The following is a 26764-nucleotide window of genomic DNA, read 5'->3' on the forward strand; positions in this document are numbered from 1 at the left end:
GCGAAATAGTCGCACTTCCGTGGACCCACCGAGCCGATTCTCAAAGCGTTGCGGAGCGGGACAATACGACACGTCCGTCGTACCCGTAAGCCTCACTCAGCTAACCAGCAACACGCTGCGTCGTTGCCTACGAATTTGTGACCAAAGCATGACAAGGGGTATGAGCGGGCCGCCGAAGTGGTACCCAGGAAATGTGGTGGCTCCAGGTTTCACGGCCATCGGCAGTGGTCCGGCAGGGTTGAGCGCGGCGGAGACGTTCCGCAGCAAGCATCCCAACATTCCCGTGCGGATCCTGACCAACGACCCCGCGCTGCCGTACGCCAAGCCGCCGCTGAGCAAGGAATACCTCTGCGGCCGCGAGGCCAAGCTCGACCTGCACAGCGCGGGCTGGTTCGTTCGCAACAACGTCGAACTGATTCGCGGCGTCACCGTCGACCACATCGATCTGGCCAGGCAGGAGGTCGTCACCGAGGGCGGCCGCCGCTACCCGTATTGGCATCTGATGCTCGGCTGCGGCGCCAACGCCGTCCCGTTGCGCATCCCCGGCGGTGAGACCGCGCTGTCGCTGCGCTCGTTCGCCGACGCCGTGATCCTCCGAATGGCGGCCCGCAGCGCCGATTCCGCCGTGGTGATCGGCGGCGGGCTGATCGGCTGCGAGGCCGCGGCGTGCCTGGCCGAACAAGGTGTGCCGACGACGATGGTGGCCGCCGAGCAGGTGCCATTGCAGCGCCGGTTCGGCGAGCAGGTCGGCGAGCGGGTCGCAAAGATCCTGTCCGACAACGGTGTTCGGTTCCTCGGCTCGACGACAGTAACCCGCATCGACGACGCCGAAGTCCACCTCGACAGCGGCGGCACCCTCGACGGCGACGTCGTCGTCTCCGCCACCGGGGTGCGACCCGATCCGCACCTGGCCGTCGACGCCGGACTCGAAACGTATGACGGCCGCATCGTCGTCGACGAACACATGCACACCTCGGCGCGCAACGTGTACGCGGCAGGCGATGTCGCGCTGGCCTACAACGTCACTGCGGGACGCCGCATCCGCGCCGAGCACTGGCGCGATGCCGCGCAGCAGGGCCGCGTCGCCGGGCTGACCGCGGCGGGCCATCCCGCCGCGTGGAGCAAGGTCCCCGAATTCTCGTGCACCATCGGTGAATCGACGTTGAGGTACCGCGGCTGGGGTGTGGCCTACGACCACGCCCGGCTCGAGGACCACCGCGACGGATTCACGGTGTACTACGAGTCGGGCGGCGATCCCGTCGGCGTCCTCACAGCCAGTCTCGGCGGCGGAACATCCAGTACAGCGCAAGCACGATCAGCACGATGATCGACGTGCTCGTCACGAAGCCGCCGACGGTGTCGACGCCCGGATATTTGACGTTCTGCCCGTAGAACCCGGTGATCGCCGTCGGCACCGCGATGATCGCGGCCCAGCCGGTCAGCTTCTTCATCACCGTGTTCAGCCGCGCGTCCTGCAGTGACAGATTCGTTTCGAACACCGTTGTCACCATGTCGCGCAACGACTCCGTCCACTCCGACACCCGCAGCACGTGGTCGTACAGGTCGGAGTACAGCGGGTCGAGTTCCGGCGCGGTCTTGGCGTCCAGCCTGCGATGCTGGATGGAGCTGACCACCTCACGCATCGGCAGCACGACGCGGCGCAACTGGACAAGATCCTTCCGCAGCTGGAAAGTCTTGCGCTGCAGCCCTTTCCGGGGGGTGTTCTCGAACAGGTCGTCTTCGAGCGACTCGATGCCGTCATCCAGCTCCTGCACCGCCTCGAAGTGGCCGTCGACCACCACGTCAAGCAGGCCGTGCACCAGCGAGCCGACACCGTACTCCTGGCCGCCGAGTTCGTCGAACCGCCGCGACACCGCATCGATGTCGAAGTGCGGCGAGAGGCGCACGGTGATCAGCCCGCGCGGGAGTACGAAACCGGAGATCCGATGGATGGCGAGCATCGACTCCGTCGCGTCGGCGGGCTGCTTGGTGGTGACGCCGTACACGGTGAAGAAGGTGTGGGTGCGGTAGACGACGGCCTTGGTGCGTTCGGCCTCGGCGAGCGCGTCTTCGACCGCCCACGAGTTGAGGCCCAGTTCCGCGGCCAGATCCTTGAGGATCGCGTGGTCGGGGTCGTAGATATCGCACCAGACCAGCGCGTCGTCCTCGGTCAGGTAGTCGGAGATGGCCGCGAAGTCGAACTCGTCCTGCGGCTTGCCGGCCCGCCACACTCGGCCTCGGACGTGGGTCACTCCACCATCATGTCAGTGCGCCCCTTGCGCAGGCCCGGCACCAGCATCGGCACCCGCTCGCGATAGGCCGCATACCGGTCGCCGAGCGCAGCGAGCAGGTCACGCTCCTCGAGTTGCATGGCGACCAGAATCCAGGCCGTCGTCATGGCGGCGAACAGCAGGTGTCCCGCCGTCATGGTCGGCGCAGCCCAGAACGCGACGATGAAGCCGAGATTCAGCGGATGGCGCACCACCCGGTAGAACAGCGTCGTGCGGAATCCGGTCTCCGCCTGTGGCCTGGCCCGCCAGACCGCGAATACCTGCCGCAGCCCGAACAACTCAAAGTGGTTGATCATGAACGTCGACGCCAGCACGATCGCCCAGCCGAGCCAGAACAGCGCCCAGATCGCCAGCCGTGCGGGTTGGAAGTTCACCTCCCACACCACGGCAGGGATGTCGCGCCACTGCCAGAGCAGCAGGGCCAGCACGAAACTGGCGAGCAACACGTAGGTGCTGCGCTCGACCGGCCGCGGTACATAGTGGGTCCACCACCGCTTGAAGGCCGGCCGTGCCATCACGCTGTGCTGAACGGCGAACAGCGTGAGCAGTGCGGTGTCGACGGCCAACGCGGGGATGGTCGGGGCGGCGATCGCGTTGTCGACATTGCGCGGGGTCAGGCCGCCGACAAAGCCGATCGCGTAGACGAAGACCACGAGGAACAGGGCGTAACTGATGACGCCGTAGGCCATTGCGAAATAGCGGTTCATGGACTCAGCGTGGCGCCCCCGCAACCCCGCAGGCATGGGGCAAATGCCTCAACTGTCGACGCGACCGACCAGTCCCCGCTCGAGCGCGTACATGCTGGCGCCGATCCGGTTGGACACCCCGATCTTGGCGTAGGTGCGCTCGACGTGGTTGCGGGCCGTCTTCTCGCTGATCACCAGCTTGCCGGCGATCTGCTTGTTGCTCGCGCCCTGCGCGACGAGGCGGAGCACGTCGACCTCGCGGGCGGTCAAGCCGTCCGGCCGCGGCGTGGTTTTGCGTGGCCCGTGGCCCGCCACATGCAGGACGGCGTCCGCCGTGACGTCGTCGAGTTCGCCGTCGGTGACGCGTTTACGCAGTCGCCGTGCCGCGCCCTCGGGTGACATCGCCTCGCGGTACGGCCGCGGCTCCAGCGCCGACTGGTAGCTGACCGCTGCGGCCAGTATTCGATCCGGCATGGTCAGCTGCCGCGCCGCCAACCCACGCGGATACCCGGAGCCGTCAAGGCATTCATGATGATTGGCGGCGACGGAGGCCACGTCTTTCAGACCGGGTACCCGATGCAGGATGCGTTCGGTGAGGTAGGGGTGCAGCCGCATCCGCTCGAACTCGGCCATCGTGAGTTCGCCTGGTTTGGACCAGATCTGGTTGGACACCCCGATGCGGCCGATGTCGTGGATGTGCGCGGCCCTGCGGGTCAGCCTGACGGCGTCGCCGTCCAACCCGGCGGCGCTGGCCGCGTCGGCGGCCAGCTGTGCCGTCGCACGTGAATGACCAAGAGTGAACGGACATTTCAGGTCGACGAAGTCGCCGATCGCCACCAGGAGGTCGTCGAGCGCATGCTCGTCGAGTTTGGTGTGCCGGTCGGGTGCCTGCTGCAGCGCCATCGCCCAGACGTCGCCGGTGGCGGGAACGGCCAGCAGCGGTTCGGCGTCGGAGGTGAACGCGTCGACGACGGCGGGGTCGAACTGCCCGCCGCGTCTGCTGCGCGCCATCGCCACCGCACCGACGGTGCCGTACTCACGCTGATGCACCTCGACCATGTCGGCCACCTGGGCCACCCGCATCTCGATCGGAATGTCTTCGCCCGCAGCGCCGTTCGGCAGCCCACCGCCGTCGAAACGCTCGAACGTGTAGCTCAGCGCGGTCTGCACATCGGTGCTCAGACCGATCCGGTCGGCCAGCAGTGCGGCAGATGTGCAGTGCGAGTGGATGAGGTGTGAAATGTGGCCGCGGGCATTCACATACAGCGTCGAGATGGTCTTCAGCCGCTGCAGCAGGGATTCGCCGTGCCGGATGTTGGTGAGCAGGAAGCGTTGATAGGGCAGACCCGACCAGTCGACCAGATAGGAACTGCGCCGCACGGAGATGTCGTCGCCGAACCACCGCGCGTATTCGTGCGAGTCGGCATGGCAGCCGATCCACATGATCAATGTGGAGTAGTAGACGCACTCGCGTTGCGACTCGGGCAGCCCCATCCGGTCGGCCAGTCGGGTGGCGATCAGCGCCGAGCGCAGCATGTGCTCGGCCGGCTGACCGAGGCCGAGGTCGACGGCCACCGACAGCGCCGCCAGCACCTCCGCGCGCGTGGTCATATGCCGATTCTGTCCCCGTCACGATGTCGGGCGATGTCAAACGGTTCGAACCGGCCCTGCGCGACGACGCAGATACCGCGCTGCGGCAGTTGGAAGTCGGCGAGGTTGCCCTGCACGGGGTGTGGGCCGACGGGGCCGATGTCTTCGCCGTCGACGACGGCCGTCGAATCGGCGACCGCCCACACCCGTTTGGGGGCGATCCGGAATTCCTGTCCGTTGGGCAGGTTTCCGGTCAGCCGCAGCCTGCCGACGCCGAGCAGCGGACCGACGAGGTGGCTCATGGCGCGCAGGGTCCTGCGGCTGGTCCACGCCGCGGCGGGCATGTGGCCGCCGATGACGCTCATCAGCCGGGTCGCCGCGGTCCGGGTGACGTCGACGCGCCAGTCGAGCAGCCCGTCGATGGACACCCGCAACGTCCACGGCGTGGTCCAGGTCGAGCGGATGTCGCACACCACCGGGTCGACCGGTGTCACGGAGCTGAAGTAGCGCGAGCAGCTCTGCGGGCCCGGCGTGGTGGCGTAGAACGTCCAGACGCCGTCGGGGGTGCGGTGCCACACCGACAGGTAGGCCGGTGAGAAGGACGTCGCGGGGAAATCGCGAAAGGCCAGGTAATGACCGCTGGCGAACGGCAGGCCCAGCACGCCGAAGCCGACGACTCGCTCGTCGTCGCCGGTGGGCAGGGCGAGGTGTTTGGTGGCGGCTGCGGCCGCTTGTGGAGTGGTCATGCGGCAATGGTCTGGCGAACGGCCGTCCGCGGGCATGGGGCAATTGCCCCAACTTGGGATCGGTAGCGGGGTGGGCGGGCTGTACTTGACGGCAACGAAAGGAAAACAGCCATGAGCCGATTCATCCGGTTCGCCACCGTGGCGGTGGTCTCCGCCGGTCTGAGCCTGGCCGGTCTCGGCGCCCCGACCGCGCAGGCCGACGGCCCCAGCTATCAAGGCGGCAACTGCCCGGGCAGCACCACGTGCACGCACTGGTGCCCGGGTGACCCGTTGATCCCGGGCAGCCAGGTGATCAGCTGGGACTGGAACGTCTGCCACGACTGGTTCTGGAATTCGGAGGGCGTTGTCGACGTCAACGCCAACGTGATCTACCCGTGGCGCGGCACCCCGCATCCCGCCGGCCTGCGGCCGCCGTACTCGTTCCCGCCGCCGTAACAGACTGCGTCGGCCCGTCACCTCAAGAGGCGGGGGTGGCGGGCCGACGTTTCACCCGGGCTACTGCAGCCCGGCCAGCAGCGACGTCACGCCCAACTTCCATCGCCGCTCGATCAGCTGCCCCGACCCGAGCCATCGGCCGGCCTCCTGCACCGCCAAACCCTGTGCGAGAGCGAGCAATACGTGCGCCATATCGTTCGGGTCGCCCGACAGCAGGCCCGCATCGATACACCGCTGAATGCGCCCGACGAACACCTCACGCACCGCCGCGCCCGCCGCGAGCTCCTCTGCCCCCGGCTCGAAGTCGGCAAACGGCCGAGAGAACATCACCTGCGCCAGCCGCGGATAGGCCCGGCAGAACAACCGGAACACCGGCACCAGACGCTCGACGTCCGCCAGCGGGTCGGACGTGACGGGCACCTTCGCCAACTCCGCGCCGAGCAGCCGGAAGCCTTCGAAGAACATCGCCCGCACCAGGCCGGCCTTGTCGTCGAACAGCTCGTAGACCGCGGGCACGGATGTGCCCGCCCGCTCGGCCACCCGCCGCGTGGTGAACCGGGCGATGCCTTCCTCGGACAGGGTGGCGATCGCGACCTCCAGCAGCCGGTCCCGTAGCTCGGGGGTGCGCTGCTTGGCCCGTGGCATCAGCCGAGCGTGAATTCCGTGGCAAGCCCGTCGATTCCGGCCCTGATCGCCTTCAACGCGGAATCGCGCGCCTTCAATTTGGTCGCCAGGTGCGCACCCGCATGCAGCGTCGCGGCCGCTTCGGCGGCCACCTGCTGAGCCCGGGGCAGCACTTGGTCGGCGTCGACGATTTCGTCGAGCCACCCGCCGGCAACCGCCTCGTCGCCGACGAACGTCGCCGCCAGCGCGGCGCCGCGCTCGAACGCCGCGGGCGTCAGCCGCGCCCGCATGATCTCGATCGCCGAGATCGGAATCGTCATGCCGATCGCCACCTCGATGGCCTGGCACCGGGACTTGGGCTGCCCGATGCGGTGGTCGCCGGAGAGCAACAGAAACGAGCCCATCGCGATCGCCGGGCCCGTCGCGGCCATGATGACCGGCACCGGGAAACTCAGGCAGCGCACCGAAAGTTCGAAGCCGCCTGCGAGCATCCCGAGCGCCGCCTTGGCGTCGCCGGACTGAAACACCGCCAGGTCGAAACCGCCGCTGAACACCCGCTGATTGCCCGCGATCACGACGGCCTTGGCGGAATCCTTCTCGGCCTTGTCGAGCGCGTCGTTGATCGCCGCCTGCATCGCGGGCCCAAGCACATTGACCTTGCCGTCGTCCAGCGTGATGGTCGCGACGGAATCGTTGAGCTCGTATTTCACGGAATCAGCCATGGCTAACGATGTTACGTAACGACGTTACGAAAGCCAACAGCGAATGTGGGTACTCACCCGCCACTGACCGAGGGGCGGCCGATGAATCCGGTAGAGCGAATCACACGTCGGGTCGACTGCTGGCAGCAGCGCCACCCCGTGGTTGCCGTGCCCGTCGCGGTGGTGAAGAAGTTCGGCGACGACGAGGCAGGCAACCTCGTCGCCCTGCTGACGTACTACGGGTTCCTCGCCACCTTCCCGCTGCTGCTGGCGTTCACCGCCGTGCTGGGAGTGGCGCTGCGCAGATATCCGGAGTTGCACGCGAAACTGGTCAACTCGGCGTTCGCCGAGTTCCCGATCGTCGGCGGCCAGATTCACCAACAACTCGGTGTCGAGAGATTCAGCGGCACCAGCTTTGCGCTGACAGCCGGAGTGCTCGTCGCGGTATTCGGCGGCCGCGGTTTCGCCCATGCCCTGCAGAACACCTTGAACACGGTGTGGGCCGTGCCCAAGACCGACCGCCCCGGCTTGTTGCCGCGTTACCTGCGGACGCTGACCCTGCTGCTGCTGCTCGGATCCATCGTCATCGTCACCGGCGCCGCAAGCACGTCGGCGGCGACCGCGACGTCGCTCGGGTTCGGCGGCCTGCCCGCACGGCTCGTCAGTTTCACGGTCGGCGCGGTGCTGGGCTTCGCGTTCTTCCTCGCGCTGTTTCGGGTGGCCGCCGCGGGACAGGTGCCGACCAGGAATCTGCTGCTGAGCGCCGCGGTCAGCGCAGTCGGCTGGCAGGTGCTGCTGATACTCGCGGGATACGTTGTCGCACACCAACTTCGGCATGCGCAGGCGATCGCGGGTCTGTTCGGTGCCGTGCTTGGCCTGCTCGCCTGGCTCGCGCTGCAGGCCACGGTGATCGTGTACGCGATCGAAATCGACGTGGTCCGCGTCAAGCGGCTGTGGCCGAGAAGTATCGTCCAGCCGCCGCTGACCAAAGCCGACGAGGCGTACTACACCGACAGACTGCGCGCCGAAACGCAGCGGCCGGAGCAACAACTCGACATCGAATACGACAGGCAGCCCGCCGATCCGCGCTAGTTCAGGTCGCGGCGATGCCTGCCGTTGATGACCGTGGTGTGCGCCTCTTCGAACGCGGTGTCGACGTTGTTGCGTAGTTGCGCCGCGTTGTACTGGGTGCGGTACCGGTCACGCAGATCGTCGGCGGCGGCCTTGACCCGGTTGATCTCGACGCGCAGCACTTCTTCACGGCTCTCGCTGGCCGCGTAGTGGTAGTAGGTCAACAGATTGCGCAGCAGTTCGAGCTTCTGCTTCTCCTGGCGGGCCAGGTCGTGTGTGGTGAGCAGCTCGAGTCGTTCGACGGGATGCAGCGTCGCCCAGTCCAGCACCGCGCTCGACCGGTACTGGGGTCTGCTCTGTCTGCGCCGCCCGGTGTCCTTCGGTTGGTCGTAATAGGTGACCGCGCCGTGGAACCGCGACGCGATGGCTTCGCCGAGCTCGCGACGGTCCAACGCGGAATCCCACACGATCCGCCATTCCTGGTTCGGCGCCAGATAGGGAATCTCGGCGGGCAGGTTGAGTTCGGTGATGTCGACGTAGCGGTCTTCGTAGGCGCTTTCGTACTTGCCGACGGTCGGCGGGTTCGCGAACTCGAAGCGGATGCCGTACGCCGGGGTGCGGCCGAAGTTCTTCACCACCAGTTCGATGAGGTGCCAGTCGCTGGCGCTGGGTTCCATGTACATCGCGACGTTCGGCTGCAACAGCTCCGCGGCGTCTTCCTTCGCCCGTTGGTACTGACGCCATGCGTAGATCAGCGCTGCGATGCCGACCACCACCGCCAGCCACGCCGCCAGCGCCGTCCACGCTCCCGACGACATGCCGAGCACGTGGTCACCGAACCAATCCACGCAGCGAAGTAAACCATGGTCGGCGGCTCCCTTCAGCATTCGCCGGCGCCGGTCTTTGCTCGTTGCTGGAAAGCCCCAGCATGATGTGTCACCAGGGACAGAAGTGCCTGACGGGACTGCCGCCTGATAGCCGACATTGGCAAATACTCGTCGCCCAGCGAACGGGACTGTTGTCGCCCACAGCAAGCGTTCAGGAACTGCGGGGATGTCGCCCCACAAGGGTTGCCAGCCGCGCGAACGCCGTTATGACGTCGACCGGGAAATGTTCGCCACCCTCCGGCTTCTAACGATTCACGGCGACGGAAATGGCGGAATGGCCGGTTCGTTGCCGTCCGAGTTCACTTGCCGATCGCGATCGAACAGGAACGCGACGATCTGGGCGATCGTGTTTGCGTTGGTCAGCGCCTCGCCGACATTGCTGACCGAATGATCGCCGAGTCCGACGAGATGGAAGTACTCGTGGGTGATCACATCGCGACGGAGATCGTCTGACACGGTGAAGAACGGATCGCAGACGCTCACCCGGGGATGCGGGTCGCTCGCGAGGGTGGCCGCGAAGGGAACGCCGCCGGGCACCAATGCACACCGGCCGCTCGTTCCTTGGTCGACGACGGTAACCGGTTGCGCGAGGTTCTGGTTCATCAGTCCAATCGTTGCTTGCAGAGCCGAACGCAGACCCGCATCCAATGGTTGGGCACTGACGAGCAGGCGCCGCGACAACACCTGTAAGTCGCGCGCATGGGACACACTGATGATGCCTGCCTCGAATGTCCGCGCAGGTTCGGGTAATTGGTCGGCAATGTTGATTTCGGCCTGTAAGCCGACCAGGCGGTCGCGGACCGCGGTGAGCGAGTCACGGCTTCGCCGGTGGGCGATCGAGAGCTGGCTGGCTCGTGTGACGCCGCCGGCCAGCAACTCGTCGTCCAGAGACTTGATCGTGCGCTTCCCGACGATGTTGTCGGCGTCCTGCTGAATCGCGAAGTTGATGATTCGCCGAATCCGCTTGTAATGCAGTACGGCATCGGCCGTCGCGGGCCCGTAGGTGAGATTGTCCTTCTCGTCGAACGGAATCTCGATCTGTTCCAACGTCTCGAGAGCCAGTTGAATCTTCAGGACGTGCGTGCCGAAGCTTCCCGGCGTGACGTGACTCGCGTCGTCGACGAGCGCTTTGTTCAACCTGTCGTCCCCAGCGAACTGGGCTGATTGCAGTGGCATTGTTGTCATCCCCCTCTGATGGATATTGGTTAGAGCCCGACGTGATCGGCGTAGACCAGCCGCTCGGTGGTGGACGGCCCCCGCTCGCCCGGCTTGGGGTCGGCGGCGAGCACTTCGAATTCCTCGACGAGCACGCGTAAGTCATCCGACGTGCCGGGCGTGACAAGCTGTTCCGCAGGTTCCAGCTTCAATGCCCCTGTCCACGACGCCTTGAATGCGGTCGCGTCGACACCCGCCAGCTCACACGCGACCGCCCGCACGTCGGTCCAATCGAGATCGGATTTTCCTCCCGCGGCCCGCGCCTGCAGCGTCGCACTGACCCGGCGAGACTTCGCGAGCCCGTCCCGCAGTGAGGCGCTGTCGGTTGGCTTCACGGGCTTCTCTGCGCCCGGTTCCGCTGTCACCGCGGTGACTCCGGTCAGCGTGATGCGTACCTCACCTGCCTCGGGTCGGCTCAATGTCGCGATCCGTTCGGGGGGCAGCTGCACGAAGTCCGTCGCGACGACTTCGGAAGACTCCTTCCCGACAATCGAGTTGGGCTGGTACCGAGCCAGCGACAGTCGCAGGAACGGCCACACCGCGTTGGCCGCATCGAGAACCACGTCGACGAACCACCGCTTGCGTCCCCTGTGGAATTCCGGCCTGAACATGTAGGCGTTGACCACCTTGTCCCGGTCGGCGAACTGATCGGACTTGCGCTGCTTGACCACATGCAGCACCGGTCGGCCGGGTCCTTCGAGCGGTGTCATGGCCAGTTGGGCTGCGCGCTGCTGCCACGCCGGCAGCACAGGTACTTCAAAGGAATTCGCCATCGCCGGTCCGGCCAGGATCGGGTCACGCGCCCACAGGCTGACCTTCTCGTCCGGTGTGAGCCCTGGATCGCCTGTCGTCAGGACGGCCAACAACTCTCCGCTGCCGCTCGAGTACCACGGCCGTTCCAGCCAGATGCGGACACCGCTGCGCCGGATCCGGCGGATCGCGAACGGGTGCTCGGGTTCAGACGTCTGCTCCCACATGAACATCGGGATCACGGAGTGCACCACAGGTGGTGCCGGCACCGCGCAGCTGGGAATGTTCACGGCGACTTCGTTGCCTGCGGATTCAAGGTCGTCTGCGGGCGGAAGTTCGCTGGGCGCGAAGAACTCCCGGTAACGCGATGTGCCATGCAGCCGGTAGTTGACCACTCGCGCCTTGGTGTCCGGCAGCTTGTGGATGGCCGTCCGGATGGCGACTTCGGAGGTGCGGTCGCCGACGTGCTCGGCGTCAGACTGCAGTGTCAGCAGGGAATACCGTTCGTGCTCCTCGATCCGGTGATCGACAACGATCTCCTTGGACGCCACGAGCATGGGTTCGTCGGTAGCGGGATCGTCGATCAGGTCATCCCAGCGCGCGCGCAGCTCGACCTTCTCGGTGCTGGCGCCGTGCACGTCGATGACGCCGTCGAGGTTGGCGGTCGGGACGTCGGCCGCGCGTGGTTGCGCCACCAGCTTGGTGATCGTCGGCGGGCGGGCGGGCCGCACAGTGGCATGTACCAGACGCAGGCTCTCGTCCGGGGTCAACCACCACAGCCAACCGTCTCGCGCCGCGCGGGCGAGCGTCTCGCGGTCTGCCTCAGGCACATTCGGGTCGTGCACAGGATGTAGCTTCCACAACGCCATCTTGTCCAGGTGGTCGACATCCAGCGTGGTGGAGAACGCCACCGCCACCTGCTCGCCCGGAGGCAAGCCGACGTTGATGACGTTGCCGTCCTGCTTGGCATCCAATCGCGGCGCGGTGTGCAGCACCAACCGCAACGGTTGCAGCTCTGGCCATTGACCGGCGTACTTGATCGCGACCGACTGGAGGACACGGGGATTGGCCATGCGGTGATCGGCGCCTGCTTCGTAGAACACTAGTGCCACACCGTTGGCCATCGGGTCCGGCAAGTAGGGCAGCACAAGGTTGTCCACGTCGTGGACGATGTACTGCCCCTCGGCCGGTTGCTTGTCGTGCTTCGGGTCGTTGGTCGGATTCTGCAGGTCGTCGAGATCGACGAGGCCGGTGGCGCCCGGTGTGGCCAGCAGCGCCATACCCGGTTGGACGATCGTCGCAGTGGGGGAGTTGAGGTCCTGGATCCGGGTGTGGAAGAGATTTCCGCGTTCTTTCAGGGCGATCGCGTACGCGCGCGCGTGGTCGCCCGCCCGCATCAGTGCGTCGAACCGGCCGTCGAGTTCAGCCTCCATCTGGCTGCCCTTCGGCGGCACGATGTGGCGCTGGCAGAGCCCAGGATCTCCGACCAAGCCCGTCCGAATGACCATCCGCTGCAACGACTCCCCGGCTGTGTACGCGACGCGGGGCACCAGCGTCGGTGCCGGGATCGGATCCCACCGATAGAACGGTCGCGGAGTGCTCACCGTTTGTGGATCGCCGGAGTCGGCGAACAGCCCCGCCAATCTTTCCGGCTCGATGTCCAACTGGGGGTTCATCCGCACCGCCGACGCGTGTTCAACCGCCGATGCGGACGCGCGTTCGATCTCACCGGGAGTGCCTTCGGCTTGCGGCGCCCGGGGTTGTGCCAGTCCGCTGTCACGCAGCGATGCGAAGACACCGGCCTGCTCGCGTTGGGTTACGTTGGCACGCAACGCATCCAGGTGTGCCTGTGCGGCCGCGACCAGCGGTGTGTCCGGTTGTCCCGTCGGCAGCGGATCCATCGGCACACTGTTGCCCGCCAGATCGACCCCGGCGATCCGGAACGAGTACTTGCGGCCGTAGCGCAATGCCGGAAGCGAGCCCTGTGCCGCTGTGGAATGGATCTCGATACCGGGCGGTTGCCCTGCTTGGTCGTCGACCTGCTCGGTGTTCGTGGTGACGTCTTCCTCGCCGTTCTTGTGGATGACCATCTTGCCCGGCTTGGGCGCCGACAGGCTCCAGCCGTCCCATCCGGCCAGCACCTCGTGGACGTAGTACGGGTTGTTCTCGTTGCCGGGGACCCGGCTCATCGGCGGGTTCTGCAGGAAGCCGATGTCGCGGGCGCCGCCCAGGATCGCCGCATCGGCAAACGATGCGTCCACCCGTCGTTCGTGCAGGCTGTGCCAGATCTTGGTGGCGTCGTCCCACACCTCGACTCGGCTGCCGCGCAGCAGCGTCTCGTAGTGGAATTGGTGGCGCGGTTGCGCAGTGCCCGGCACCTCGACGACTGGCTCGAGTTGTTCGGATTGTTGCAGGCGGGTCTTCAGGTCGTCGGGACGATTCAGCTCGGCGAGGCAGAATCCGGTTGCGCGCAGGCCCGCCGGGGCGAACGTGGCGCGGTCGCCGTTGGCCTCCGTGGCCAGCGCGCGGACCACGTCGCGCAGCAACTGCTCGAGCTTGAGCCCGGCCGCGTCAGGGTCGAGGTCCAACACCCGGTACCGGTTCGGGTCACCGAGCGCAAGTCTCCCGGTCCGCCACCGGTCGCTGGCCGGTTTGGCCAGGAATCGGGAACCTGCTGTCAGGCAGTGTGTTTCGGGCGACAGGTACTCCTCGGCCCCGTCGACGATGACGTCACACCGGATGCGCGTCGCGTTGCGGAGCGCATCGAGATCGTGGACGCGGACGTCGACGACGAAGCCAAGGGTGCGCGCCAGCGTAGGCACATTGGCCGTCGACGCTGCCCGCTCGTGAAAGTCCGGAGAGGCGTGCGGGGTGCGTGGCGGTTCGTTCTGCCCGTCGATGGGCCGTTGCTCGTACTTGCGGGCTTCTTCGGGACGGTTGTAATACTTCTGCGCGGCGTGCACGTCGGCCAGCATCTGCAGCATCGGCGTGGTGATCAGCCGGGGATCGGCGACGAGTCGATCAAGGAACGCGGTGATATCGGCGTCGAGTTCGCGATCAGCGAGCAGGAGTTCGATCGGCGAGCGCCACGGCTGCGGTGTGATGACGTCACGCAGGCGGACGACAGGGCCTACGTTGGGTTCGAAGATCGCAGGCGTCGGACGGCCCGGGTCGACGGCCGCGCGCGCATCGTTGTCCAGGTCACGCGTCAGCACGGCGCGGTGATCGATTGCCGCTGCGCGGTATTGCCGAAGCGCGCGGATGACGCCGTTGCGCGGTCTCGCGCCCTGGAACACGTCGAGCGTGGCCTCGGCGAGCGGATTGCCCGCGACGCTCGGCCGGTTGACCGGGCAGGAACATGCCGACGCGTAATGGGCATCCAACGCATGGTCGCGCATCCGGTTGGCCGGGAATGACCGCCACGCATTCTGCGTCACGGCCGGCTTCGGGAAGTCGTGAACGTGCGTGGTCGGGGGAAATGCCGTGGTCCAGGCAGATTCAACCGGCGGCACGATCGAAGGATCGGGGTCGGGGTCGAGCAGCGGTGTGCAGTCGATTGCCGACGGACTCGAGTCGGTGTGCAGCCGGAAGGTGGCCGCGCGCAGCGCCGTGACCCAGTTGACCATGGCTGGGTAGTCGGCCAGTGTGCCACCGCCCTCCAGCCGATGCGAGAAGTACAGCGAGACGTGGAAGGGATCGTTTGCGTCCACCGAAAACGGTAGGACGGTGGCCATCACCCGGGCGGTCGTCATGGCCTACGCTCCGATCGCGAACGAATTGAAGTACGAATCCCACATGCGCTGCCCGCCTTCGTTGGGCGGCATGATCATCAGCAGGGTCGGATCCCCCTTCGAGCCGGCCAGTTTCCGCTCGCAGGTGATCTCGACCGATGCGGAGAAGAAGGCGATTTCGATCTCCACCCGCAGGCTGGCACGGCCGATGAGCTTGCCTGAACCGAAGTCGTAGGTCAGGGAAAGTTCCAGGGTGATCGACGCCGATGCGATGCCCAGCACCTCGACTTCGCCGCGGATACGGAAGTATCCGGTCAGCTGCCCCTGTTCGCCTTCCAGCCGCAGGTAGACGCCGATCATCACGGACACCGAACCTGAGGCAACGCCGAGGTCGACGCTCAGCGAGGCACCGGCCTCGAGGCCCATCTCCAGCATCACCAAACCCTTGGGCGCCAACCGAATTGCGACCCATCCGCCGCCTCCGATGGCCATCACTGTCAGCCGGAATGGCGCCTCTTTACTGCAGAATCCGAAGCCGACAGTGACGGCTTCGCCGAGGAACGGCACGCGGCAGTCGGCGGACAGCGCGATGTTCTCCAGCGTGAATACGCCAACCGCAACGCTGGGCAGCGCGAGTTCGAACCCTGCCGTCGCGCCCTGGGCGGAGATGTCGACGTAGGGCGGGTCGGCGAAGCCGTCGAACGGGATCAGCTGTCGCAGCTTCTCGATGAATCCCAGCGCACCGAGGAATTCCAGCTTGTCGAACTGGACGTCGACCTCGGGCTTGCCGCCGGTGGCGACGCGGAACCCGACACGGCTGAAAACCATTGCCATCAACGGGGCGCCGGGCAGCAGCTGCAGCCGGAAGTTGCGTAGTTGTGCGCTGACGTCGGACTGCGGCTCGCCGTCCCTGGGGATGCGGACCTCGACGGCGATCGCCAGCGCATTGTCGGGTTCCGCGGGGATGAAGACGCGGTTGTCGTCGCCCGGCGTCGGACCCCAGCCCTGGATGGTCGGTGTCCACTCGTAGCGAATGGTCGCGTTGTCGAGGGGGTTCTTCAGGGCATCGAGGAGTTTGTTGCTCTTCGCCACGTCCAGTGCGCCGGCCAGTGCCTTGTAGGGCCGCTCGACCTGGGCGCGCAGATAGGCCGGTAGGAAAGCGCTGTCCGCGAGGTCCTTGGCCGTACCGGCGGCCGCCTGCAAGTCGGACGCCAGGTTCCCGACGGCGCTGACGTCACCGGTGACGGCCTTGGCCAACGAATCAATCAGCGGTTGAACAGGTTTGGCGGCCAGGTTGTCGATCGCGAGCTGACATTGGTCTTGCAGCGTCTGCAGCCGTTGCTTGGCGCCGGCGGTCGTGGCCGCCGCGAGATCCGCGTCGAGCGTGGTGCGTGCCGTCTGCAGTGCCGTGGCCAGATTCTGGTAACCGGCAAGGATGGAGCCGATGAAGTCGAGTTGGTCGGCGACCAGTTTCGGCGCCTCGGTCAGAGGCAGGTTCTTGACCAAAATGTCTTTGAGGTCGAAGAGGCCGAACAACCGCGGCATCGCGTTGCCCAGAAACGCGTCGGGATTGAATACGCCTTGTTTGATGCCGTTCGCAGCACCCTTGTCGCCGACCGCCCCCTGCGTCCGCGACACCGCGTTGATGGCCACATTGGGCTCGATGAAGCCACCGCCCCTGTCACTGCTGCCGGTGAAGTCGAGCTTGCTCGCGGCGTCGAGCACAAGGAAGATCTGCGCGGGTTCGTCGGTCACGAATCCGTTGGCCACGTAGTCGTTTTCGTAGGTCACGGCTACCGGGCCGCCACCACGGTTGATCGCGGCCAGCGCGGGCATTGTGACGTGCGCCTTCACCATCCAGGGGGCGCTGGTGAACTTGTCGGCGTCGCCGGTGAGGTCCAGAAACTGTACTCGTGCCGTGGTGTCGCCAGGGACGTTCGCCTTGGCGAACGCCACCTCGGCGCCGCCGACGTCGATCGACTTGTTCTTGGCGATCTGTTGATTCCAGGTGTCCAGGGCTTTGGTGTGAAAGCCCTTGGGCACAGCGACCAATGCGGTGGTCATCGTGATCTGGCGGCCGGCCCAGTCGACCGCGGTGATCTTCCACTGGTACTTGTCGCTGCCGACCGTCGGCACGAAGCAGTCAGCGGGCGGGTCGACGATCCCTGTCAGGTCCGGTGACACCACCGGGTCGATCGACACGGACCTGAAGGGCAGTCGCCGGTCGTCGTAGCTGCGGGTGCGTTCGCGCAGAACGATGAAGAATCGCTTGAAGAGATGCGCGGCGTGATCGCCGTCGACGGCTTTGATCTTGCGTTCGGTGAGCTTGACCAGGGTGGCGCGGTGCCCGAACGGGAAGAGGTAGATCGGCCTTTCGACCCGCACGTAGGCGTCACGGCCCATCGGCGCGAGATGCCGATATGCCGACAACGCGTCGCCGAGGTATTCCTCGAACCGTGGCCAACCCGCGCGCCAGTCGATCCAGGCGCCGAGCGCGGAGACGAACAGCTTGTCGACCGTCAGCGGTTCGGGTTCGATATCGGGCCCGTGCTCTTGGTTCGGTTTCGGGTTGGCGGTTTGGCGGACGATGGCCCGCCGGTCGGCGGGGCCCAAGGAGCCGTAGGCCGGGTCGGCATCTTGTGTGTCGTCGTCGTCCCGCGTCCACACCGCTCGCACCGTGCGGCGCGCGTCGTCGTTCTCGTCGACTTCGACGAACTCTCCGTCGACGACGCGGCGTACTCCGAGTCGGGAGTGCCACAGTTCGATGCGGCTGGAATCGCTTGGTGCCGACGCGGCGTCGGCCGCATGGGTGAACCCGCCGTTGACGTCGGGCGACACGACCAGTCGATACGGGGCCTCGATCGCAGTCTGGTCTGCTCTCGGCGCGGAAGGTGGCACGAGCGCCTCGGGCGGACGCTGCCCGCCGGGCTCGAGCTTCGGCACCGCCAGCGGCGCAACCCGCAGTCCGAGTGTGGTCAACGCGGTGAGCACACCGGCCGTCGTGAACGGGATCTCGGTGCCCTTGGGCAGCTCGAAGACGATCCTTGAATCGTTGGCGGCGCGGGCGCGGGCGATGTCGGGAGGAGTGGTCCCCGCCTCCGGTGCCTCCTCATAGATGTTCTGCGGGCCGAAGGTGACGATGAGGTGCGCGTCATCGACCACCGCCACCAGTCGCGTGCCCTGCACTGTCGGGGCGCCGATGCCCGGAATGATGAGGACCTGTCCGGGAAAGATGAGCGACGGGTTCGCGATGTTGTTGGCAACGGCGATCTCCCTGTACCGGAAGGGATTTCCGTAGAAGCGCTGCGCCAGATCCCACAAGGTGTCTCCCGCGACCACGACGTGCGTCACGGGTGCGGGAGGCGGTGGCGGACTGGGCCGCCGCGGAATGATCAGCACTGTGCCAGGGAAGATCAGACTCGGGTTCGGGATGTGGTTGGCCTCTGCGATCAACCGGTACAGCCGGCCGTCGCCGTAATAGTGGACGGCCAGATTCCATAGGTTGTCGTCCTTGACGACGGTGTGCCGGGCCAGCGGTTCAGTCGGGACTGGCCCGTCGGTGACCACCCGGCAACCGATGGCGGTGCACTGGACGTTCAACAGGTCGGCCGGGCGCAGCAGCCGGAACGCGACCGGATCCGGCGGCTTCTGTGGGTCGGGGTCCGGCCCCGGATCCGGCGGCGTGATGTCTGGAATTCGCAGCACCTGCCCGGCGAATATCCGGTCGGGGTCGGCGATGCCATTCGCCTGGGCGATGATCGGAAACTTGGTGGCATCGCCGTAGAACCGCTGCGCGATACCGGACAGAGTGTCGCCGCGTATGACCGTATAGAAAGTGTCCATGGCCTCCCCCTGCCACGCCATTCCTCACCCACCGGCGAAACTACGGTCGACGGGCACCCCTGGCGTGAGTAGGTGACTACTCGATTTCGGCGCCGGATTGTGTTCTGGCGCCTGCGCATTGACGGCACCATAGGCAGAGCAAATTTGCCGGTTCGTCACTGAAGCGCAAAATGGCGTCTTTCGGCCAGTCGGGTTAACTTCGGCAAATCGTCCAGTGGCAAGTGTTCGCTTCGATCTGATTTCGAGTAGTCGAGTACTCATGGCACGGCGCCGGTGCGGACCTACCGTCAATACATCAATCCGGATGGGTGATAGGAACTGCAGTGGCATACATCGGCTGCACCATCAAACAAGTACCGCCCGACAAACTTCTCGAGTCGGCGGCAAGAGCCGTCGAAATCAACCCGGCCAACGCGCCCAACACCGGCTCGCTGCCACGAGAATTCGCGCCGTCGCCGCAGCAGCTGGCGGTGATGACCCAGAACTACTGGGGTCCGACGGGCGTTCGACTCACTGTCGGCTTCCTCGACAAGCCGTCGGCCGAACTACGACGCCGCATCGTCTCGCACATGAACGCATGGGGCTCGTGGGCGAACGTGCAGTTCACCGAGACCAACACCGACCCGCAGGTGCGGATTGATCGCATCAATACCGGCCCGGATGCCGGCTACTGGTCGAACCTCGGCACCGACATTCTGTCCGTGCCGGCCGACGAACCGACGATGAACCTCGACAGCTTCACCATGAACACGCCGGACTCGGAGTTCTATCGCGTCGTGCGGCACGAGACCGGGCACACGCTCGGCTTTCCGCACGAGCACATGCGCAAGGCCATCATCGACCGCATTGACAAGGAGAAGGCGATCAAGTTCTTCATGCGCACCCAGGGGTGGTCGCGCCAAGAGGTGATCGACCAGGTTCTGACGCCGTTCCCGACGTCTGCTCTGAAAGCGACCGCCGCGACCGATGAGAACTCGATCATGTGTTACGACCTTCCCGGCAGCATCATGAAGGACGGCATCGCGGTGCCGGGCGGCGCGGACATCGGCAATCTCGACGCGGCCTTCGCGGCCAAGCTCTATCCGGGACCGGTGTCGCCGTCCGGGGTGTGGCCGAACGGCAAGGTCTACCTGTTCAAGGGCAAGAAGTATCTCAGCTACGACGTGGCGTCAGACAAGACCGCCCCCGGATATCCGGTCGACATCGCCGGGCACTGGGACGGTTTCCCCGCCGAATTCACCAAGGGCGTCGACGCAGGCAGCATCTGGACCAACGGAAAGGCCTACTACTTCAAGGGATCTCAGTTCGTCCGCTTCGATCTGCCAAGCGAACGGGTCGACCCCGGCTACCCGAAGACGATCTCGTCGAAGTGGCCGGGATTGTTCACCGAGGACATCGACGCGGTGGTGGTCTGGCCCGACGGGAAGGCCTACTTCTTCAAGGGTGCGGAATACATCCGGTACGACATCGCCCGCAACAAGGTCGATGCCGGGTTCCCGGCTCCGATCGCAGGTAACTGGCCGGGGATGCCCGATGAATTCGCCTCAGGCATCGACGAAGCGGTGGTGTGGAACGACGGCACGGCCTACTTCTTCAAGGGCCCGCGATACGTCCGCTACGACATCGCGGCGGACCGTGTCGAGCCGGGCTATCCGAAGCCGATTGCCGGTAATTGGCCCGGAGTTTGGGCCGATGGCGTCGGCCGCTGAGCGTACGCTGTAGCCACAGTGTCCAGCTAAGTGGGGGAGATGGACATGACGATCACCACGGCGGCAACCGGGGGCGCAGCCGTCACGCCCGGGAACGGTGAGACGCGCGAGAAGTCGCATCTGCCAACCACATCAGATGCTGGCTCGCTGGCGGGTCCGGCGGTGCCCGCGCCGCGGCGACGGCGCCTGCGCACCTTCGCCTTCGACCCGATGTCGACCAGGCTGTCCGGGCGATACCTCACCATCAGCGTGCCGTACGAGACGATTCTCCGGAAAGGCCCGCAGGGCAAGCTGCTGCGCGTCGTCGACTACGACCCGGTGCACAAAACCTGGTATGCCCTCGTCGATCTCGACGATGCGTTCATCCTCGCCCAAGACGGCCTGCAGCCGTCGGAGGGGGATCCGCGGTCACACCAACAGATCGTCTACGCCGTCGCGTCCAGCGTCATCGAACGGTTCGAGCGCTACCTCGGCAGAAGGTTCCGATGGCGGGGACAGAGCAAGCTGTCCCTGGTGCCGCACGCCTTCGAGGGACGCAACGCGTACTTCGACCCGAAGCGCAAGGCCGTCCTGTTCGGCTACTACCGCGCCGACGCCAACGACCCGGGGGCGAATCTGCCCGGGCAGGTCATCTTCACCTGCCTGTCATCGGACATCATCGCCCACGAAGTCACCCATGCGATAGTGCACCGGCTGCGCCCGTACTTCGCCGAGGCGACCAACCCTGACGTCTTCGCATGGCACGAGGCCTTCGCCGATCTGATCGCGCTGTTTCAGCACTTCGCCTACCGGGAGGTCGTCCTCGAAGCGATCGCGTCGACGTCGGGCAGCCTCGAAAAGGGCAGGGCCCTCTTCGATCTGGCATCTGAGTTCGGCCAGTCGACGGGTCGCGGCGCGGCGCTACGATCCGCCATCAACCCCGACGTGCCCGCCGGCCAACTCCGGACGCCGGACCACTTCAACAACGCGACCGAACCACACGAGCGCGGTGCGATCTTCGTCGGTGCGGTGTTCGACGCGTTCCTCGATCGCTACCAGGCCTCGGTCGCCGACCTGCTCCGCATCGCCACGAACGGCACCGGTGTACTCCCCGAGGGAGCGCTGCACCCGGACCTTGTCGCACGGGTCACCACCGAGGCGATCCGCACCGCCGACCGCTATCTCGCGATGGTGGTCCGGGCGTTCGACTACCTGCCCCCTGTCGATGTCACGTTCGGCGACGTGATTCGCGCGATCGCGACGGCGGATCACGCGCTGTATCCGACCGACACACTGCACTTGCGGGGCAACCTGATCGAGGCCTTGCGGCGCCGCGGCATCTACCCGGAACGCGTCGACTCGCTGACCGACAGCTCGTTGTGCTGGCCGGGTGGTAACGGCTTGAACCTGCGCGACGGCAAACCCGAGGTACCGCTGGAGACGCTCGTGATGGAGGCGTCGATGAACCTCGACACGGACGCCAATTACGGTGTCGTGGAACCGAAAGCGGTCTACCGACAGTTGACCAAGTGGGCGCACAACCACGCGGTGCGGATCGGGCTGGAACCCAACCACACGATCGCGGTCGCCAGCCTGCACGTCGCCTACCGGCAGGCCGAGGACGCGCAACCGCGCCCCGAGATCGTCGTCCAGTTCACCCAACGACGGAAGGACCTCGAGGAGATCGAGCAGCCCTACTTACCGGACGAGGCGCGGACCCCGTTGCGCGCAGGCACGACCCTGATCGCACGCGTCAACGGCGAAGTGCAGCACATCATCTCCAAGCCGCTGCCGTTGAAGAACCCGGGCACGGACGAGGACTCGCGCTACGTCAACATGTTCGGCGAGGACCGTCTGGAGAAGATCAGAAACTACTTCGGTGAGGTCTCGGAGGCTGATCCGTTGACCGCCTGGACCGACGAGCCTGCCGCACACCGGCTCACCTTCGCCAACCTGCATTCGAATTGTTAGGCGGATCCGCGATGACTACCACAACCGAGACCGCCACCGGAACCGTCGAGGTGCGGATGTACAACGTCGGATTCGGCGACGCATTCCGGATCACCGTGAAACGCAATGGCGAGACGTGGCGGATGCTCGTCGACTGCGGTGTGCATTCGCACGGCGCCGCCCGGCCGCTGAAGGAGTCTGTGAAGAACATCATCGATGACCTGAAAGCGGACTGCGGCGGTGCAGCGCACCTCGACGTCGTGGTGGCCACCCATCACCACCGCGACCACATCCGCGGGTTCGCAGAAGACGATTGGGCCGAGGTGGAGGTCGACGAGGTCTGGCTGCCGTTCGTCGAGGACGAAGACGACGACGACGCCAAGAGCCTGCGGGAAGCGCAGCGGCGGACCGCGCTGAAGTTGGCGATGCTGATCGGCGAACGCCAGCAGAAGCTGGGCGCCGAAGGAGCCAAGGCGAATTCGTCGCTGGCACAGGCCATGGCGATGGCGCAGAACTCGCGGGGCAACGCCAGGGCCACCAACCGTCTGCTGGGACGCGGGCTTGGCTTCGCCAACCCCGAGCATGCTGTGCGGTACCTGCCGGACATCGACCCGGCGGAGAACACGGTCCGATTCGACGGCTGCGGCGTCGTCGCGCACATTCTGGGCCCACCTCGCGATGCCGCGATGCTCAAGAAGATGGACCCGCCGAGGAACGCCGGATGGCTCACGCTCAACCTCGACGACGTCGTGGACGTTGAAGCCGACGCAGAAGCCGACGATGACGAGCCGCCCAAGGCCACCGAGCCGATGACCGAGGACGGCATGCGCCTGTTCAACAAGATGTATGTGGTCGCCGACACGCAGGTGCCGCGCGAACTGCGTGACGCGCGGGCCAAGCTCGACCTCGACGGGTTGAGCAACGATATGGGCCTGCTGGCGGCGGCCTCGGTGCTCGAACAATCGGTCAACAACACCAGCCTGTTCTTCGTGCTCGAGGTCGGCGGGGTGCGCCTACTTTTCCCCGGTGACGCCCAGTACGGCGCGTGGGAATCGGTCCGTGACGATCCCCAGGCGTTGGAGCTGATCAGCAGTGTCGACTTCTACAAGATGGGCCACCACGGGTCGCACAACGCGACGCCGATGTCGTTCATCGAAAACCAGTGGAACAACAGGCCTGGCGACGTGATGGTCCCGTGGGGTCTGGTCAAGCTGTGGAAGGACTCCATTCCGTATCAGCCGCTGATGGACGCGCTCACCACTGAACATCATCGGGTGATCAAGCCGAACAAGGACACCGTCGGCGAGAACCCGGTCAGTGAGCTTGTCGAGACGGAGTGGTGGTCGCAGCTGACCTTCAAGGTGGATCAGTGAGCGATCTGTTCCAACCGGCGGGAAACGCCGACCCCGCCTATCACGCGCTGATCATCGGCGTCAGCCGCTATCCCCATTTATCCGGCGGCACAGGCCCTTTGACCGACGAACCGCTGGCGGCAGGGCTGCCGCAGTTGCGAGCGGCGGCCACCTCTGCCGTGCGGGTGGCCGCGTGGATCCGTGACAACCTCGAACACCCCACCGCCAGCAAGGGCTCGATCCGGCTACTGGTCTCGCCCTCCGACACCGAGGTGCCGCTGCCGCACGGCATCACTGCACCGCCGGCGACATACGAGAACGTAAGTGCGGCAATCACTGCGTGGCGCAGGGATGTCCGCGCCAACGCAGACAACCTGGCAATCCTGTACATCGCCGGTCACGGCATGCAGACCGGCTTCGGCGGTGGGATCCTGCTGCTGGAAGACTTCGGCGCGCCCAACGCGCCGACACCGTTGCATGCCGCCATCGACGTTGAATCGGTTCGACGGGGGATCGTCGGCGACCCGAACCGACCGGCCACCGCGACACCCAAGCTCCAGTTCTACTTCTACGACGCATGCCGAATCAATCCTGAGGCCACGGCGGGCTACGAGACACTTTCCGCGGGCATCAGATTGGACGGTCCGCGCGGGGCCGAAGCCGAGGCGTCATGGGTCTGTTTCGGTGCGCGGCCGAAAGAATATGCGTTCGCCGACCCCGCGCGCCGAGTCACGCTGTACTCGCAGGCATTGATCGAGTGCCTGGAAAGCCGAGCGCCCGCCGAGGTCGACGGGCGCACTGTGCAATTCAATGAACTCACCTCCACGTTGCGGCGGGTGGTCAAAGACCTCGGCAGGCAGTACGGCGAGGAGCAGCGGTCCACAGTCGGGGGCGACGGCGATCTCGACGTGGCGGTTCATCGTCGTCCGGAAGTTGCCGCGGGTGCCGGCATGCCCATACCCGCCTGGGCTCCCACCTTCGATGTTGATTCACCACTAGGCCAACTGCGGTTCGTCCGCATCTCGGTACATCCGCAGCGGCCGGTGTCGGTACGACTGGCGGGCAACATTCTAGCCAGCGAGACTCGAATGCTCACCGACAAGCCACTCGAATTGGCGGTGGGCAACTACGAGGCCGTCGTGCCGCTGCCGTGGGGCGGAGAACACGTCCACGGATTTGTGGTGACACCGGGAGACAGTGAACTCGTCATCGATGTCAAAGTGCCGTCGGACCTGCCGACTGCGCCGCCGGAAGTCGGTCTGGTGCCCATGCCTTGGTACATCAGGTTCTTTCGATGGGCAGACGGCGCATTCCGTCTGCACGAATCTCCACCGCCACTGCAGTCGTACACCCAGTCTGCCGGCGGGAACGACCTGCACAGGCTGACGATCCGTGACCTGTGGACCGCACCGGTGCTCTTCCAGATCGAGTCGGACGTCGGGCAGCAGTCGCCGATAGTGGCCCTCCCGATCGGCGGCGGACACGCGCCCTGCGAGGTGTACGTCGGCGTCGGATTCGACAAGGTGACCGCGATTGCCCGTCCAGGCGATGAGGAAGTGAACACCATTGCGGGTTACCTGAATTCGGGCCGCGCGGACCGGGCGGTGATGAGCATGGCCACCACCGCCGAGGAGATGCTGCGAGAGAAGATGGCAGACCCCATCGGCGCGATCATCGGCGGCTACGCGCTGCTGAAGCTGCACGAATTGGACCGCATGCACAACTGGCCGAACAATCTCGCCGAGATATTCAACCTGTTGCCGGACGGCCCGGTGATCGCCGGTGTCCTCGCCGCGCGCCGCGGCGACGACGAGGCGGCCGCCGGCTGGTTCAGAACGGCAACCAGGCGCGGCATTCCGATCTTCTCGGAGGGTTTGTCGCTGCTTGCCGCCGAGAGCAATGCACTGATGCAGTCACAGCGCGGCGATGCCCTCGACATCGCCGAGGTTGCCCGGACCGCGGCGGCTCTCGCGCCGTTGGCCGACTTCTCCGCACTCTGCACCACGCTGCACGTGCATGAGCACCTGATGGCTGATGTTCCGCCGAACGCCGGCTGGAAGCAGGTCGGGCCGCCGCGCGGCGATTCCGACAGAGGATGGGTGGATCGATGAGCTCGGAGACGTTCCTACTGCATGCCCTGCCCGCAGGTAACGGCGACGCATTGGTGCTCGAGTACGGCACCGACGGTCAGACAAGCCGGATCCTCATCGACGGCGGCGTCTCTTCAGCCGCCACCGCCGTCGGCCAGTTTCTCGGTGCGAATGCGGATCTCGATCTGCTTGTGGTCACCCACATCGACAACGATCACATCGCGGGAATGGTCAAGCTGTTGAAGCAGGCTGATCCGCCGGTGCCGAAACAAGTCTGGTTCAACGGTTTCCGTCATCTTCCGGACACCGCACTGGAGCCGATGGGGCCGATCGAGGGCGAAAAGCTCACCGCTCTCATCGTCGACCGCGGATATCCCTGGAACACGTCCTTCGGACAGGGGCCTGTCGCCATCACCGAACCCGCTCCTGCGACACCGCCCACGCCAGACCCGATCAATGGTCTGCAGTTCACGGTGCTGTCGCCCGGCACCGAGCAACTCCGGAAACTTCGCAAGGGCACGAATTGGGCCGACATCGTGCGGGCTGCCGGTTTGGATCCGCACGTTCCGCCCCCACCGCAACCACCGCCCGTGTCCGGCCTCGAGCGGATGGGACCGCCCGACGTCGACGTGCTTGCCGATCAGAGCACCGATAACGATGACACGGTCGCCAACGGCAGCACGATCGCCCTGTTGGCCGAATTCGCCCAACGTACCTGCCTTCTCGCCGGTGATGCCCATCCTGACGTAATCATCGCCGGTATCGATCAACTGGTCGGCGAAGGAAATGTGCTCGACGTCGACGTCTTCAAGCTGCCGCACCACGGCAGCAAGGCGAATGTCACCCGGAAACTGCTGTCGCGAGTGCGCGCCCACACGTACGTGTTCTCCACTGACGGCAGCGGCAACCAAAAACACCCCAATGATCAAGCGGTGGCACGGGTCATCAAGTACGGCGGGCGCGCACCGGTACTGGTCTTCAACTATCGATCGGATCGAAACAGCGACTGGGATAGCGACGTGCTGCGCGGCAAATGGGGTTACCAGACCGTGTACCCGCCTGAGGCCAAGCCGGGAATCAGTGTCGACCTACTCGCGATCGAGAGGTGAGTGAA

At 65.7% G+C, this 26764-nt stretch carries 18 protein-coding genes and 1 pseudogene; 8 read left to right on the top strand and 11 right to left on the bottom strand.

All coding sequences use genetic code 11. The features are described from left to right. Positions 1-160 precede the first annotated feature (160 nt). Positions 161-1327, top strand: a complete 1167-nt coding sequence (locus tag C1A30_RS09970; RefSeq protein WP_200828230.1) for an NAD(P)/FAD-dependent oxidoreductase — start codon at positions 161-163, stop codon at positions 1325-1327. Here the strand turns inward: C1A30_RS09970 and C1A30_RS09975 are convergent. The 4 genes from C1A30_RS09975 to C1A30_RS09990 are packed head-to-tail and all read right to left on the bottom strand — an operon-like array spanning position 1269 to position 5313. Beyond that, positions 1269-2252, bottom strand: coding sequence for a magnesium transporter CorA family protein (locus C1A30_RS09975; RefSeq protein WP_101948093.1), 984 nt, complete (start codon positions 2250-2252; stop codon positions 1269-1271). The two genes, C1A30_RS09970 and C1A30_RS09975, sit on opposite strands and share 59 nt — an antisense overlap. Beyond that, positions 2249-2998, bottom strand: coding sequence for a methanethiol S-methyltransferase (gene mddA / locus C1A30_RS09980; RefSeq protein ID WP_101948094.1), 750 nt, complete (start codon positions 2996-2998; stop codon positions 2249-2251). Before mddA ends, C1A30_RS09975 begins: the two co-directional genes overlap by 4 nt. A gap of 48 nt (positions 2999-3046) precedes the next feature. Beyond that, positions 3047-4588, bottom strand: coding sequence for an HD domain-containing phosphohydrolase (locus C1A30_RS09985; RefSeq protein ID WP_101948095.1), 1542 nt, complete (start codon positions 4586-4588; stop codon positions 3047-3049). Further along, positions 4585-5313: a hypothetical protein gene (locus tag C1A30_RS09990; protein ID WP_101948096.1), complete on the bottom strand. Its 729-nt coding sequence runs from the start codon at positions 5311-5313 to the stop codon at positions 4585-4587. The genes C1A30_RS09985 and C1A30_RS09990 overlap by 4 nt, the downstream gene beginning before the upstream one ends. 111 nt (positions 5314-5424) lie before the next feature. Between C1A30_RS09990 and C1A30_RS09995 the strand changes: the two genes are divergently transcribed. Then, positions 5425-5748 carry a hypothetical protein gene (locus C1A30_RS09995; protein WP_235009805.1) on the top strand — a complete coding sequence of 108 codons (324 nt, stop codon included), beginning with the start codon at positions 5425-5427 and terminating at the stop codon, positions 5746-5748. 60 nt (positions 5749-5808) lie between these two features. On the opposite strand, the gene C1A30_RS10000 is transcribed toward C1A30_RS09995, so the two are convergent. Both C1A30_RS10000 and C1A30_RS10005 read right to left on the bottom strand, forming a co-directional pair. Further along, positions 5809-6393: a TetR/AcrR family transcriptional regulator gene (locus C1A30_RS10000; protein ID WP_101948097.1), complete on the bottom strand. Its 585-nt coding sequence runs from the start codon at positions 6391-6393 to the stop codon at positions 5809-5811. Continuing rightward, on the bottom strand, positions 6393-7094 hold the full coding sequence (locus C1A30_RS10005) for a crotonase/enoyl-CoA hydratase family protein (RefSeq protein WP_101948098.1): 702 nt from the start codon (positions 7092-7094) through the stop codon (positions 6393-6395). Before C1A30_RS10005 ends, C1A30_RS10000 begins: the two co-directional genes overlap by 1 nt. Positions 7095-7175: 81 nt before the next feature. On the opposite strand from C1A30_RS10005, the gene C1A30_RS10010 reads away from it, so the two are divergent. After that, entirely contained in the window at positions 7176-8165 is a 990-nt protein-coding gene (locus tag C1A30_RS10010) for a YihY/virulence factor BrkB family protein (protein WP_101948099.1), read from the top strand. On the opposite strand, the gene C1A30_RS10015 is transcribed toward C1A30_RS10010, so the two are convergent. From C1A30_RS10015 to C1A30_RS36505, 5 genes and pseudogenes are all read right to left on the bottom strand, one after another. Further along, entirely contained in the window at positions 8162-8992 is an 831-nt protein-coding gene (locus C1A30_RS10015; RefSeq protein WP_369974112.1) for a hypothetical protein, read from the bottom strand. The two genes, C1A30_RS10010 and C1A30_RS10015, sit on opposite strands and share 4 nt — an antisense overlap. A 291-nt stretch (positions 8993-9283) precedes the next feature. Next, the gene (locus tag C1A30_RS10020; protein WP_101948100.1) at positions 9284-10207 is read right to left on the bottom strand and encodes a hypothetical protein; all 924 of its coding nucleotides are present in this window, start codon (positions 10205-10207) and stop codon (positions 9284-9286) included. A gap of 29 nt (positions 10208-10236) precedes the next feature. Next, positions 10237-14748 (bottom strand): hypothetical protein, encoded by a 4512-nt coding sequence (locus C1A30_RS10025; RefSeq protein ID WP_101948101.1) that lies wholly within the window; start codon positions 14746-14748, stop codon positions 10237-10239. 3 nt (positions 14749-14751) lie between these two features. After that, positions 14752-18432: a LysM peptidoglycan-binding domain-containing protein gene (locus C1A30_RS10030; RefSeq protein WP_369974150.1), complete on the bottom strand. Its 3681-nt coding sequence runs from the start codon at positions 18430-18432 to the stop codon at positions 14752-14754. Further along, a pseudogene (locus tag C1A30_RS36505) lies at positions 18421-18564 on the bottom strand (LysM peptidoglycan-binding domain-containing protein); the annotation flags it as partial. The gene C1A30_RS10030 and the pseudogene C1A30_RS36505, both read right to left, overlap by 12 nt. Positions 18565-18893: 329 nt before the next feature. Between C1A30_RS36505 and C1A30_RS10035 the strand changes: the two are divergent. Genes C1A30_RS10035 through C1A30_RS10055 form a run of 5 tightly spaced genes read left to right on the top strand, consistent with a single transcriptional unit; the run spans position 18894 to position 26759 of the window. Continuing rightward, the gene (locus C1A30_RS10035) at positions 18894-20279 is read left to right on the top strand and encodes a hemopexin repeat-containing protein (RefSeq protein WP_101948103.1); all 1386 of its coding nucleotides are present in this window, start codon (positions 18894-18896) and stop codon (positions 20277-20279) included. 45 nt (positions 20280-20324) lie between these two features. Next, positions 20325-22229 (top strand): hypothetical protein, encoded by a 1905-nt coding sequence (locus C1A30_RS10040; protein WP_142392581.1) that lies wholly within the window; start codon positions 20325-20327, stop codon positions 22227-22229. An 11-nt stretch (positions 22230-22240) separates the two neighbouring features. Further along, positions 22241-23581, top strand: coding sequence for a hypothetical protein (locus C1A30_RS10045; protein WP_101948105.1), 1341 nt, complete (start codon positions 22241-22243; stop codon positions 23579-23581). After that, positions 23578-25671 (top strand): caspase family protein, encoded by a 2094-nt coding sequence (locus C1A30_RS10050; protein ID WP_101948106.1) that lies wholly within the window; start codon positions 23578-23580, stop codon positions 25669-25671. Before C1A30_RS10045 ends, C1A30_RS10050 begins: the two co-directional genes overlap by 4 nt. Then, a complete protein-coding gene (locus tag C1A30_RS10055) occupies positions 25668-26759 on the top strand; it encodes a ComEC/Rec2 family competence protein (protein WP_160112723.1) in 1092 nt (363 codons plus the stop codon). Before C1A30_RS10050 ends, C1A30_RS10055 begins: the two co-directional genes overlap by 4 nt. Positions 26760-26764: the final 5 nt, after the last annotated feature.

It is taken from the genome of Mycobacterium sp. 3519A (assembly GCF_900240945.1).
Taxonomy (GTDB): Bacteria; Actinomycetota; Actinomycetes; order Mycobacteriales; family Mycobacteriaceae; genus Mycobacterium.

Excerpts from the sequence above, each read along its gene's own strand:
- C1A30_RS09970 (WP_200828230.1), top strand. The coding sequence starts at position 161 with ATGAGCGGGCCGCCGAAGTGGTACCCAGGAAATGTGGTGGCTCCAGGT.
- mddA (WP_101948094.1), bottom strand. The coding sequence starts at position 2,998 with ATGAACCGCTATTTCGCAATGGCCTACGGCGTCATCAGTTACGCCCTG.
- C1A30_RS09985 (WP_101948095.1), bottom strand. The coding sequence starts at position 4,588 with ATGACCACGCGCGCGGAGGTGCTGGCGGCGCTGTCGGTGGCCGTCGAC.
- C1A30_RS09990 (WP_101948096.1), bottom strand. The coding sequence starts at position 5,313 with ATGACCACTCCACAAGCGGCCGCAGCCGCCACCAAACACCTCGCCCTG.
- C1A30_RS09995 (WP_235009805.1), top strand. The coding sequence starts at position 5,425 with ATGAGCCGATTCATCCGGTTCGCCACCGTGGCGGTGGTCTCCGCCGGT.
- C1A30_RS10000 (WP_101948097.1), bottom strand. The coding sequence starts at position 6,393 with ATGCCACGGGCCAAGCAGCGCACCCCCGAGCTACGGGACCGGCTGCTG.
- C1A30_RS10005 (WP_101948098.1), bottom strand. The coding sequence starts at position 7,094 with ATGGCTGATTCCGTGAAATACGAGCTCAACGATTCCGTCGCGACCATC.
- C1A30_RS10010 (WP_101948099.1), top strand. The coding sequence starts at position 7,176 with ATGAATCCGGTAGAGCGAATCACACGTCGGGTCGACTGCTGGCAGCAG.
- C1A30_RS10020 (WP_101948100.1), bottom strand. The coding sequence starts at position 10,207 with ATGCCACTGCAATCAGCCCAGTTCGCTGGGGACGACAGGTTGAACAAA.
- C1A30_RS10025 (WP_101948101.1), bottom strand. The coding sequence starts at position 14,748 with ATGACGACCGCCCGGGTGATGGCCACCGTCCTACCGTTTTCGGTGGAC.
- C1A30_RS10040 (WP_142392581.1), top strand. The coding sequence starts at position 20,325 with ATGACGATCACCACGGCGGCAACCGGGGGCGCAGCCGTCACGCCCGGG.
- C1A30_RS10045 (WP_101948105.1), top strand. The coding sequence starts at position 22,241 with ATGACTACCACAACCGAGACCGCCACCGGAACCGTCGAGGTGCGGATG.
- C1A30_RS10055 (WP_160112723.1), top strand. The coding sequence starts at position 25,668 with ATGAGCTCGGAGACGTTCCTACTGCATGCCCTGCCCGCAGGTAACGGC.